9 protein-coding genes and 1 pseudogene are annotated in these 11,157 nt (G+C 54.0%); 8 read left to right on the top strand and 2 right to left on the bottom strand.

Going from position 1 to position 11,157, the window contains the following annotated elements; translation table 11 throughout:
• Nucleotides 1-153 precede the first annotated feature (153 nt).
• Together FDY98_RS12975 and FDY98_RS12970 are read left to right on the top strand one after the other, a co-directional pair.
• Nucleotides 154-426 (top strand): HU family DNA-binding protein, encoded by a 273-nt coding sequence (locus tag FDY98_RS12975; RefSeq protein WP_007114333.1) that lies wholly within the window; start codon nt 154-156, stop codon nt 424-426.
• 126 nt (nt 427-552) lie between these two features.
• Complete coding sequence (locus tag FDY98_RS12970) at nt 553-2,373, top strand: SurA N-terminal domain-containing protein (protein ID WP_027959582.1); 1,821 nt, start codon at nt 553-555, stop codon at nt 2,371-2,373.
• A gap of 81 nt (nt 2,374-2,454) precedes the next feature.
• Here FDY98_RS12970 and FDY98_RS12965 read toward each other — a convergent pair whose 3' ends face one another.
• Nucleotides 2,455-3,228 carry a UDP-2,3-diacylglucosamine diphosphatase gene (locus FDY98_RS12965; protein WP_022523309.1) on the bottom strand — a complete coding sequence of 258 codons (774 nt, stop codon included), beginning with the start codon at nt 3,226-3,228 and terminating at the stop codon, nt 2,455-2,457.
• Nucleotides 3,229-3,241: 13 nt separating this feature from the next.
• The gene (locus FDY98_RS12960; RefSeq protein WP_022523310.1) at nt 3,242-3,742 is read right to left on the bottom strand and encodes a peptidylprolyl isomerase; all 501 of its coding nucleotides are present in this window, start codon (nt 3,740-3,742) and stop codon (nt 3,242-3,244) included.
• Nucleotides 3,743-3,897: 155 nt separating this feature from the next.
• On the opposite strand from FDY98_RS12960, the pseudogene FDY98_RS12955 reads away from it, so the two are divergent.
• From FDY98_RS12955 to FDY98_RS12930, 6 genes and pseudogenes are all read left to right on the top strand, one after another.
• Nucleotides 3,898-5,576: pseudogene (locus tag FDY98_RS12955) on the top strand (glutamine--tRNA ligase/YqeY domain fusion protein).
• 19 nt (nt 5,577-5,595) lie between these two features.
• Nucleotides 5,596-6,990, top strand: coding sequence for a cysteine--tRNA ligase (gene cysS, locus FDY98_RS12950; protein ID WP_027959581.1), 1,395 nt, complete (start codon nt 5,596-5,598; stop codon nt 6,988-6,990).
• Nucleotides 6,991-7,105: 115 nt separating this feature from the next.
• Complete coding sequence (gene osmF / locus FDY98_RS12945; RefSeq protein WP_027959580.1) at nt 7,106-8,032, top strand: glycine betaine ABC transporter substrate-binding protein OsmF; 927 nt, start codon at nt 7,106-7,108, stop codon at nt 8,030-8,032.
• Nucleotides 8,033-8,080: 48 nt separating this feature from the next.
• Nucleotides 8,081-9,280 carry an ABC transporter permease gene (locus FDY98_RS12940; protein WP_027959579.1) on the top strand — a complete coding sequence of 400 codons (1,200 nt, stop codon included), beginning with the start codon at nt 8,081-8,083 and terminating at the stop codon, nt 9,278-9,280.
• A complete protein-coding gene (locus FDY98_RS12935; RefSeq protein WP_022523315.1) occupies nt 9,277-10,239 on the top strand; it encodes an ABC transporter ATP-binding protein in 963 nt (320 codons plus the stop codon). The genes FDY98_RS12940 and FDY98_RS12935 overlap by 4 nt, the downstream gene beginning before the upstream one ends.
• On the top strand, nt 10,220-11,005 hold the full coding sequence (locus FDY98_RS12930) for an ABC transporter permease (RefSeq protein WP_027959578.1): 786 nt from the start codon (nt 10,220-10,222) through the stop codon (nt 11,003-11,005). Before FDY98_RS12935 ends, FDY98_RS12930 begins: the two co-directional genes overlap by 20 nt.
• Nucleotides 11,006-11,157 lie beyond the last annotated feature (152 nt).

Genomic DNA, 11,157 nt, shown 5'->3' with positions numbered 1-11,157 from the left:
TGCCCGCTGCTTTGGGTAGCGGGTATCTCGCGGCATGGTTGCTTGACAGATGTTTCAAGGCATTGCTATAAAACGCAGCTATGCTTTGATCGTCGTATCCATCGGTGACCATGCCGTTCAGAGCCATTTTTTGAAACAGTCAAGGGGTGAAGAGTGAATAAGTCCGAGCTGATTGAAGCCATTGCCGCGTCTGCAGATATTCCGAAAGCAGCGGCAACCCGCGCATTGGATGCCATGGTGGAGTCTGTCACCGATAGCCTTAAGAAAGGCGAAAGCGTATCTCTGGTAGGTTTTGGTACCTTCGCGATCAAAGAGCGTGCTGCTCGTACTGGCCGTAACCCACAAACGGGTCAGCCAATCCAGATCAGTGCCGCCAAAGTACCCAGCTTCAAAGCAGGTAAAGCGCTGAAAGACGCCGTCAACTAATTTGACCGCGTTTGCTGTAACCTAATGGGCGCATCGCATTGGCGATGCGCCCATGTTATTTTCTGGCCCACTTTTTATTTGGGTTGAGCGGGCCGATCTGTTTGGCTGTGACTATCTGAGGCTAGCATGCTGCAAAGTATTCGAGATGGCTCCAGGAGCTGGGGTGCCAAAATTATTATCGGTGTCATGGTCGCGGCCATGGCACTTTTCGGGATTGAGTCACTGTTTGGGCTTTTTGGCAGCGATCCGGACGAAGTGGCGAGCGTCAACGGACAGCCGATTATGCGTCAGCAAGTTGAGCTAGAGGTTCAGCGCGCGCTGCGTTCAGGACAAGTGCCGCCTGAGCAAGAGCGTGCCTTGCGCAACGATATACTTGACCAGCTTATCACGCAGCAACTGCTGTCCCAGTATGCAGAAGAGGGTGGTTTTGCCGTTTCTGAACAGCAGTTGGATCAGTTAATTGTCAGCCTGCCGGAATTTCATGATCAGGATGGCCGTTTCTCTGCAGAGGTGTTCCGAAATCGTCTCGCCGGTGCTGGCTATACGCCGATCTCCTTTCGTGAAGAGTTGCGCGTCGATATCCAGCGCCAGCATTTACAGCAAGGCTTAGCCTTCAGTGATTTTAGCCTGCCGAACGAGCAAGAGCGCCTGGCCGAATTACAGCGCCAGCAGCGTAGTTTCCGCTATATAGTTTTGGATGGCGACGATGTGGACGCTGATATCAGCGTTAGCGATGACGATCTCCAAGCATATTACGATGCCCACCAGGAGCGCTATGAACGCCCGGAACAGGTGCGTCTTGAGTATGTGCTGATTGACCGTCAGGCCATGGCAGAGGGCCGTGACGTGGATGAAGAGGCCCTGCGTGACGCCTGGCGTGAGAAAAATCGCAATGCTGACCGCCGTGTGTCGCATATCATGATCACCTTTGGTAATGAGCGCACCCGCGATGAAGCGCAGCAATTAGCCGAGACCGCTCGGGAAGCACTGGACAGCGGTGATTCGTTTACAGATACCGCCTTGCGCTATTCTGACGACACGGCCAGCGCAGAAGAGGGCGGTGATCTTGGTGTGATCAGCCGTGGCTTCTTTGGTGAGGCCTTTGATGAAGCGGCCTTTGGTCTCGAAGAGGGTGATGTATCCCAGCCTGTTGAGTTGGATAACGCTTTCCACATTATCCAGGTGACGGATATTCAGGGCCCTACTTTTGAAGAGCAGCGCGATGAGCTAGCGCGGGAAGTGGCACTACGTGACATTGATGATGAGTTTAACCAGCGGGTTCAACAACTGATCGATGAGAGCTTCGCTGCCGACGACTTGCAGAGCGTTGCCGATGAGCTCGGTCTAACGCTGCAGGAGAGCGATTGGCTTGCTCGTGATGATGAGGCTGACGGAGTGCTATCTGAGCCTGGGGTAATGTCGGCGGCCTTTAGCAACGACGTATTTGAAGAGGGCTACAACAGCGAAGTGATTGAGCTGGATCAGGATCGTCGCCTGGTACTGCGGGTTGCTGAGCAGCGTGATGCGACTCTGCTGCCGCTTGATGAAGTGCGCGAGGACGTTGAAATGTCAGTGGCCGCAGAACAGCAGCAAGCGGCGCTGCGTGAAGAGGCACAGACACTGGTTGCAAGTTTGCGAGACAGTCAGTCGGCAGATGTTGATTGGCTAGAAGCCAACAGCGTAAGCCGCCAAGCCGATAGCACTGTGCCTCAGCTGATTGTTCAGGAAGCCTTCCGCATGGAGCGCCCTGAAGAGGGTGAGAGCGTCTATCGCACGGTTGAACTGCCGCAAGGAGTGGCTGTGGTAGCGCTTGATAGCGTCAGTGTAGGTGAGGTCGATGAGCAGATGGAGACATTTGTTGCGCAAATGGCCGAGCAGTTGCGTGCCCAATCGGTATTGCAGGGATTGATTGATGACCTGCGCAGCGATGCCGATATAGAGCGCTAGAGTCGCTTAAGCCCAAGTTAAAAACAGCAAGAGCAAAAAAGCCGATCACATGATCGGCTTTTTTATACTCGTAAATTGCGGTCAGGAATCAGGTAATTCCGTTAAAGAGAACTGACGTAGTCGGGGCGCAGTATGGTCGGCGCGCTCAATGATAATATCCCAGCCGTGCTGGGCATCCCAGTCGCCTAGTACATAGCGCTTGGCAGGCACGTCTTCAACCGTCAAGTCATGTACTCTGGGGCGGTGGGTGTGACCGTGGATCATGGTAGTCAAGCCATGGTGCTCCATCAGCGCAATGACTTCTTGTGGCGTCACATCCATAATCGCTTCAGCTTTATTAGCATTGGCTTCGCCAGATTGAGTACGCAAGCTTTGCGCAAGTGCTACACGTTGTTCCAAAGGTAGCGCAAGCATCTGCGCCTGCCACTCTGGATTGCGCGACTGCTTGCGGAAAGCCATATACGCTTCATCCTGAGTACACAAACTATCGCCATGTAGCAGTAAAACGGGAATGCCTTGGATTTCCACTTCCTCAATATCCGGTAGCAGAAATGCCTGGCACGCATTTATAAAGCGTTCGCCCAGCAGAAAGTCTCGGTTGCCGTGCATTAGGTACACCGCAGTACCGTCGCTGCTAAGTCTGCGCAAATGGCGAATTACTTCATGTGCAACAACGCTAAGCGGATGTGTATTGGCGTCCAGTAGATCATCGCCAATCCAGGCATCGAAAAGATCCCCAAGAATATAAAGCGCGTCGGCTCCTGGAGCAGTGTGCTCTAGGTAGCGGTAAAACCCCTGATTGATCTCGGGGGTATCGCTACTTAGATGAAGGTCGGCAACAAGCAGTGTGCGCATAAGGCTCCCGGCGTTATTCCGCGTCTTTGACGTACGCGCGCTCGATAATGACATCTTCGGAGGGGACGTCGGCGTGCATGCCGCGGCGAGACGTGGCTACGTTTTTAATCTCATTGACCACATCCATCCCGTCAACGACTTCGCCAAATACCGCATAGCCCCAGCCTTGAAGGCTTTTACCGCTGTGATCAAGAAAACTATTATCGCCCACATTGATAAAAAACTGCGCAGTGGCAGAGTGGGGATCCTGGGTGCGTGCCATGGCCAGGGTGCCAACGGTATTTTTCAAGCCGTTGTCGGCTTCGTTGTCGATAGGGTCGCGGGTCGGCTTTTGGTTGAACTCCTTATCGAAACCACCCCCTTGCACCATGAAGCCGTCAATGACGCGATGGAACAGGGTGCCATCATAAAACCCGTCGCGCACATACTGTTCAAAATTCGCCGCACTAATTGGCGCTTTTTCGTGGTTAAGAGCGATGGTGATGTCACCGTGGTTCGTTTGTAATACGATCATAGATAAATTCCTGTTCAATAAAGGCGTTCGCCTTGGCGCTGTGCATCGGCGTCACGTTATAATAGCGGTTTTGCCCTGCACCGCGAAGGGCCATAGGAGTATCCTATGTCCTCACGGCGCAGCACGCCATCCACCACGAGGTTATCAACACCATCATGACCAACGAGACCACCCCAGCGCCGAACTTCATTCGCAACCAAGTACGCGACGAAATCGAGGGCGGCCAGGTCACTAAAATCGTGACGCGCTTCCCCCCGGAGCCCAATGGCTTCCTGCATATCGGCCATGCGAAGTCGATCTGTCTAAATTTCGGGTTGGCGGAGCAACTGGGTGGCGAGTGTCATCTACGTTTTGACGACACCAACCCTGCCAAAGAAGAGCAGGCTTACATCGATGCGATCAAAGAGGACGTCAGCTGGCTAGGCTTTGAATGGGCAGGCCCGGTGCGTTTTGCGTCTGACTACTTCGATCAGCTCTATGCCTGGGCGCAGCACTTAATGCGAGAAGGCAAAGCCTACGTTGACGACCTGTCGCCGGATGAAATCCGCGAGTATCGCGGCACCCTGACAGCGCCGGGTAAGCCTAGCCCTTACCGCGAACGCAGCGCCGAAGAGAACCTGGATCTACTCGCGCGTATGCGTGAAGGTGAGTTTGGCGAAAGTGAAAAGGTCGTGCGCGCCAAGATTGACATGGCCTCACCCAATATCAATCTACGCGACCCGATTATTTACCGTATTCGTCATGCCAGCCATCACCAGACTGGCGACAAGTGGAAAATCTATCCCTCTTACGACTTCACCCATGGTCAGTCGGATGCTATTGAAGGTATTACCCACTCGATCTGCACCCTGGAATTCGAAGATCACCGCCCGCTGTACGAGTGGTTTTTAAATAATCTGCCGGTTCCCGCGAAACCGCGCCAGATCGAGTTTGCACGGCTGAATCTCGACTACACCCTGACCTCCAAGCGCAAACTGAAACTGCTGGTTGACGAAAAAATTGTCGATGGCTGGGACGATCCGCGTATGCCGACGATCTCCGGCATGCGTCGCCGTGGCTATACGCCAGCGTCAATTCGTAAATTCTGCGAGATGATTGGCGTTACTCGTGCCGACGGTGGCTTGGTGGATATCGCCATGTTGACCCACGCCATTCGCTCGGATCTTGAAGACAATGCCCCGCGCGCCATGTGTGTGTTAAAGCCGCTGAAAGTCGTGCTCACCAACGTGCCGGAAGATCACCAGGAGGTGTACGAAGTCCCTGGTCACCCCGCCGTGAAGATATGACGGTGCGTCAGGTGCCGTTCAGCCGCGAGCTGTATATCGACCAAGACGACTTTATGGAAGACGCGCCTAAAAAGTTCTTCCGCTTGGCACCAGGTAAAGAAGTACGCCTGCGCAATAGCTACGTGATTCGTTGTGACGAAGTGATCAAAGACGCCGCCGGTGAGATCAGCGAACTGCACTGTTCGGTGGATTTCGATACGCTGGGTAAAAATCCCGAAGGACGTAAGGTCAAAGGTGTTATTCACTGGGTTAGCGCTGCACACGGCGTGCCGATGGAAGTGCGTCTTTACGACAATCTGTTCACCGTTGAACAGCCGGATCGCGATAAAGATGTCGATTTTCTAGAGCATCTTAATCCGGAGTCGCTGGTCGTTTGCCAAGCCATCGGAGAGCCAAGCTTAGCCTTCGCAACGCCCGAGTCACGCTTCCAGTTCGAGCGCGTCGGCTACTTCTGCGCTGACCGTCACGACTCTACGCCAGAGCATTTGGTGTTTAACCGGACCGTGGGGTTGAAAGATAGCTGGGCTAAAATCAAGCAGAAGGGCTAAAACAAACATGGATAGCCATATGCATATTTACAATACGCTGACGCGCCGCAAAGAACCTTTCACCCCACTGGAAGCGGGTAAAGTGAGCATGTATGTCTGCGGCATGACGGTGTATGACTACTGCCACCTAGGGCACGCTCGCGTCATGGTCGCCTTTGATGTCATCACCCGCTATCTTCGAGAACGCGGCTATGACGTTAACTACGTGCGCAACATTACCGATATCGACGACAAGATCCTCAAGCGCGCCGACGAAAATGGCGAAAGTATCACTGCGCTGACAGAGCGCATGATTGATGCCATGCACGAAGACGAGGCGCGCCTATTTGTATTGCCGCCCAGCCATGAGCCCCGCGCCACCGGCCATATCGACGATATCGTGGCAATGATTGAAACGCTGATTGAAAAAGACTTTGCCTACGCGGCCGATAACGGTGATGTCTACTATCGGGTGCGCAAATTCGCTGATTACGGCAAGCTCAATAACCGCCAGTTAGACGATATGCGTGCAGGCAGCCGGGTTGATGTGGATGTTCATAAAGAAGACCCGCTCGATTTCGTGCTCTGGAAGGCAGCCAAACCGGGGGAGGCGCACTGGGCGTCGCCCTGGGGTAACGGCCGGCCTGGCTGGCACATCGAGTGCTCGGCGATGTCGACCTGCTGCCTGGGTGACACTTTCGATATTCATGGCGGCGGGCCGGATTTAACCTTTCCACACCATGAAAATGAGATCGCTCAATCCGAGGCGGCCACTGGCAAAACCTACGTCAATACCTGGATGCACGCAGGCGCTGTGCGGGTGAATCAGGAAAAGATGTCCAAATCCCTGGGCAACTTTTTCACCATTCGCGACGTGCTGGCCGAGCACGACCCAGAAGTGGTGCGTTTTCTGCTGGTGGCGAGTCACTACCGTAGCCCGATCAACTACTCGGTTGATTCACTGACCGAGGCGCGTAAATCGCTAACGCGCTTGTACACCGCGCTGGAAGGTCTTGAGCTAGGCGCGGCAAATAGTGATGACGCTTCGGCTTACCGTGAGCGCTTTACTCAGGTAATGGATGATGACTTCAATACCCCCGAAGCTTTGGCGGTGATGTTTGAGCTGGCTCGCGAGGTCAATCGCGCCAAGCAAGAACAGCCTAATGAAGCTGCCAAGCTGGCGGGCGAGTTAAAGCAGCTTGGGTCAGTTTTGGGGCTTCTTCAGCAAGAGCCACAAACGTTCTTAAAAGGCACGCAGCAGCAGGGTATGCCGCTCAGCGAGAGCGAGATCGAAGCGAAAATTGCTCAGCGCATTGAGGCTAAGGCGAATAAAGACTTCGCCCAAGCGGATGCGATCCGCGATGAGCTTGCCGCTTTAGGGATTATTCTCAAGGACTCCCGAGAAGGCACGTCTTGGGTATTAGAAGCACCTTAACCCAAAAACCTTCATCTCTCGTTGGTGGCTTATGCGCTAACTTAAACGCTGATGGCTCTTATAATGACTATAAGAGCCTCGGTCGTTTAAAGCCCACTTCAAAAGGAATTCAAAGATGCGCTTTTCAGCCAATTCTTTCATTGCTAAGCCCTTAATCGCTGCTTGTGCCGTATCCCTCGCGGCATTCTCCCAAGTCAGCGCTAACGAGCCTGTGGTGGTGTCATCCAAAATCGATACAGAAGGATCTGTTCTGGGCGAGCTGATTATTCAGACCCTGGAGCGCAATGACATTGCGACCGAAAACCGCTTACAGCTGGGCGGCACTAGCGTTGTCCGCACTGCGCTTGAAGCGGGCGAGATTGACCTTTATCCAGAATACACGGGTAATGGCGCGTTCTTTTTCGATATGACCGACAGTTCAGTATGGAATAATGCAGATCAGGCTTATGAAACAGTGCGCGAGCGTGATGCGCAGCAAGGCTTGATATGGCTGCAGCCTGCCAGCGCTAATAACACTTGGGCAATGAGCGTCCGCGAGGATGTTGCCGAGGAAAATGAGCTGGTGAGTCTAGAAGATCTAGCCGCCTATTTGGCTGACGGCGGCGAGTTCAAATTTGCTGCAAGCGCTGAGTTTGTTGAGTCTTCACAAGCACTGCCCGCATTTCAGGAAGCCTACGGTTTTGAGTTGAGTGATGATCAACTGTTGGTGCTCTCTGGTGGTAATACCGCTGCTACCATGCGTGCTGCCGCCCAACAGACCAGCGGCGTTAATGGCGCCATGACCTATGGCACGGACGGTGGCTTAAGTGCGCTGGGGCTGGTCGTGCTGGAAGATACCAAGGGCGTGCAACCGGTGTATCAGCCTGCCCCCGTGGTGCGTGAAAGCGTACTTGAAGCCTATCCAGAAATAGAAGCGCTGCTCAATGAGGTTTTCACTAGCCTTGATCTGGTCACTCTGCAAACGCTCAATGCCGATGTCGCCGTTAACGGGCTGTCTCCATCCCAAGTGGCCAGCGACTACCTCGATACGCTTAATAATTAATGCCTGGTAATCTTATAATTTAATGCTAACGCTCGGGATAACTAATTAATGTCGTTGATGGATGCACTGCCCACCCCGCGGCTTCGTTGGGAAGGGTGGCACCCTAACGTTGTGCTCGTTAGCCTGAGCCTTATTATGTTGGCTGCATTCTGGTTACTTGATGTGGTCAGCATGGCCCCCAACCGGATTGTGTTAGGGACGGGGCATGGCGCACTGGAGGCTTTTGGCTGGCCAGGTGCGCTATTGGCAACGCTATTGCTCTCCTTTATCGGTATTCTCGCGTGCCAGCCAACCCATCGTCACTACCGAGCGCTGTTAGCGGCGGTGATAGTGATCATGGCGCTAATGCCAGTGGGGTTGATGGCGAGCAGCTATTTACTGATTGACCCTGAGATGCCTCAAGCGCGTTTAGGCATGGGAGCGGCGTATTGGGTTGTTCTATTTGTACTGCTGCTGTGTTTAGTAGAACTACGCTTGCGCTTAAACCTCACGCGGGCATGGCCCACGCTATTGCTATGTGGTGTCGCGCTGATGTGGTGGCTCTGTGCAGCTTTTGGGCTGGAGACGCTTGCCCTCGTTCAAGAATTTAAAGCCCGTGATCAACAGTTTCTCAGCGCCGTCGCGCAGCACATTAAGCTGGTCAGTATCGCCGTCAGTGTCAGCATTGTGCTTGGGCTGGCACTTGCCATGCTGATGCGCCGCTATGCCCGGCTGCAGAAGGGCGCGTTTGCTGTGCTCAATTTTCTTCAAACCATTCCCAGTTTGGCGCTATTCGGTCTACTGCTGGCGCCGCTAGCCTGGCTTGCCACCAACGTGCCTTTTTTAGCCCAGCTTGGCGTTAGCGGTATTGGCACTACGCCCGCCTTAATTGCACTGATTGGCTACAGCCTGCTGCCCATTGTGCGCAACACCTATACCGCGCTTGAACAAGTCAGTCCCGATACATTAGAAGCCGCCAAAGGTATGGGCATGCGTGCCGGGCAGCGTTTTTGGCAGGTACGGTTACCGCTGGCGCTGCCGGTGCTGTTGGAAGGGGTGAGAATTACCACTGTTCAGGCCATTGGGCTTACCGCCGTTGCCGCTCTGATTGGTGCGGGCGGGTTAGGTACTTTTATTTTTCAAGGCTTAGGTCAGGCCGCCATGGATATGGTGCTGCTTGGCGCACTGCCTATTTTAATGCTGGCTCTGGTGGTGGATGCGGGCTTAGGTGCCTTGGCAGAAGCGCTGCGCCCCGGAGGAACAAGATGATCGAACTATCCCACGTATCCAAGCGGTTTGGGGATGAAACCGCGGTGGACGATATTTCTCTACGGGTGGCGAAGGGTAAATTCTGTGCGTTAGTGGGTACCTCGGGCTGTGGTAAATCGACCACCTTGCGCATGATCAATCGCTTAATTGAGCACAGCGAAGGCGACATCATCCTCGATGGGCAGGCGATAGACGCGTATGACCCTGTAAAACTACGTCGCCGGATTGGCTATGTGATACAGCACACCGGGCTGTTTCCCCACTGGAACGTTGCGCGCAACATCGGTCTGGTGCCACGGTTATTGAAGTGGTCAGCAACGGACGTCCAGTCACGGGTGGCCGAGCTAATGCATTTGCTCGGTTTGCCAGTGGATGAGTTTGGGCATAAATATCCGCATCAGCTTTCAGGGGGGCAGGCGCAGCGAGTGGGTGTTGCGCGTGCCCTGGCGGCAGACCCGGATATTTTGTTGATGGATGAACCCTTCGGCGCGCTTGATCCTATTACCCGTGAAAAGCTACAGGATGAGCTGGCCAAGCTACAAGCACGGCTGCATAAAACCGTAGTGTTTGTGACCCATGATATGGATGAAGCGCTTAAGCTGGCGGATCACTTAGTGGTGATGCGCGAAGGTCGAATCGTGCAACAAGGTTCACCGCTGGCGCTATTACAAAGCCCTGCCGACCCTTTTGTCGAGTCGCTTTTAGGTGGGCTGGAAAGAGGCCTGAAACAAGCCGCGTTAACCCGTGTGAAAGATCATATGACCTCTATGGGGCCTACCTTGCCCGCGCAGTCGCGCATCCCTGGGACTTTCTCGCTACGTCAGGCGCTTTCCATGATGCTGCGCGATCATAGCGACCGGTTGACCGTTGTTGACCAACATGATGTGCCGGTCGGTGAGCTATCGTTGCGGAGAATTATCAAGGAGGCTCAACTGGACAATGGAAACCCGCGTGAGTAACTCGCTAAGCGTCGCCCAGCCCCACAAAAAAGCCCTGCAATGGCTATGGCCACTGCTTTGGGGGGCGCTGCTAATGATGAGCGTCTTTGCCATGTCGGCTGCCGAGCCCCTATTTCGCTGGATTGAGCCCGATGCCCGGCAAGTCATCTACGATCGCGCCGGTTTTGTCACTTTGCTAGGCCGCCACCTCTTTGTCGTCGGCATTGCAGCGGTGGTGACCATTATCGTGGGAGTCGCGGCGGGTATCGCCGTTACCCGCAGGTGGGGGAGTGATTTTCTACCACTGGTGGCCCAGTTGGCATCACTAGGGCAAACGTTTCCTCCAGTGGCGGTTCTGGCGCTGGCGGTACCCGTTCTGGGGTTTGGCACCTTGCCCATTATTGTCGCTTTAATGCTCTACGGGCTATTGCCTATCGTGCGCAATACTCTTGCTGGTTTGCAGGGCGTCGAAGGCGATATTAAAACGGCTGCTCACGCTATGGGCATGAAGCCAACGCAAATCCTGTGTCAAGTTGAGCTCCCTCTGGCAGCACCGGTCATTCTGGCGGGCATCCGAACCTCGGTGACCATCAATATTGCCACTGCCGCGTTAGGGGCTACCGTGGGAGCAAGTAACCTTGGTGACCCGATTATCTCCGGCATCGTGAACGGCAATATGGCCTATGTGGTTCAAGGGGCGCTGACCATTGCATTGTTGGCCCTGACGATTGATAGCTTGTTCGAAGTGTTGCAGCGTCAACTACGTGCGCGTATCTCTGATGACTGATTTTTCTGCGTTTTAACCTCTCTGCATCTTAAGTAGCATCCCTAAAGTCCTTGCGCTGCGTTATTGTCCTAAATGTTGTGGTAGATAGATGTTGCGTTGACCTATGACAGATAAATCCACTGGCATAAACGGTCAATACCAACAACACTGCC

Source organism: Halomonas sp. PA16-9, from assembly GCF_009728585.1.
Taxonomy (GTDB): domain Bacteria; phylum Pseudomonadota; class Gammaproteobacteria; order Pseudomonadales; family Halomonadaceae; genus Vreelandella; species Vreelandella titanicae.
The sequence above is the reverse complement of the archived record's forward strand: the minus strand, read 5'-3'. Positions and strand labels throughout refer to the sequence as shown.

What these genes read in the sequence shown, in the direction of transcription:
- FDY98_RS12970 (WP_027959582.1), top strand. Translation starts at nt 553, where the DNA reads ATGCTGCAAAGTATTCGAGATGGCTCCAGGAGCTGGGGTGCCAAAATT.
- FDY98_RS12965 (WP_022523309.1), bottom strand. Translation starts at nt 3,228, where the DNA reads ATGCGCACACTGCTTGTTGCCGACCTTCATCTAAGTAGCGATACCCCC.
- FDY98_RS12960 (WP_022523310.1), bottom strand. Translation starts at nt 3,742, where the DNA reads ATGATCGTATTACAAACGAACCACGGTGACATCACCATCGCTCTTAAC.
- cysS (WP_027959581.1), top strand. Translation starts at nt 5,596, where the DNA reads ATGCATATTTACAATACGCTGACGCGCCGCAAAGAACCTTTCACCCCA.
- osmF (WP_027959580.1), top strand. Translation starts at nt 7,106, where the DNA reads ATGCGCTTTTCAGCCAATTCTTTCATTGCTAAGCCCTTAATCGCTGCT.
- FDY98_RS12940 (WP_027959579.1), top strand. Translation starts at nt 8,081, where the DNA reads ATGTCGTTGATGGATGCACTGCCCACCCCGCGGCTTCGTTGGGAAGGG.
- FDY98_RS12935 (WP_022523315.1), top strand. Translation starts at nt 9,277, where the DNA reads ATGATCGAACTATCCCACGTATCCAAGCGGTTTGGGGATGAAACCGCG.
- FDY98_RS12930 (WP_027959578.1), top strand. Translation starts at nt 10,220, where the DNA reads ATGGAAACCCGCGTGAGTAACTCGCTAAGCGTCGCCCAGCCCCACAAA.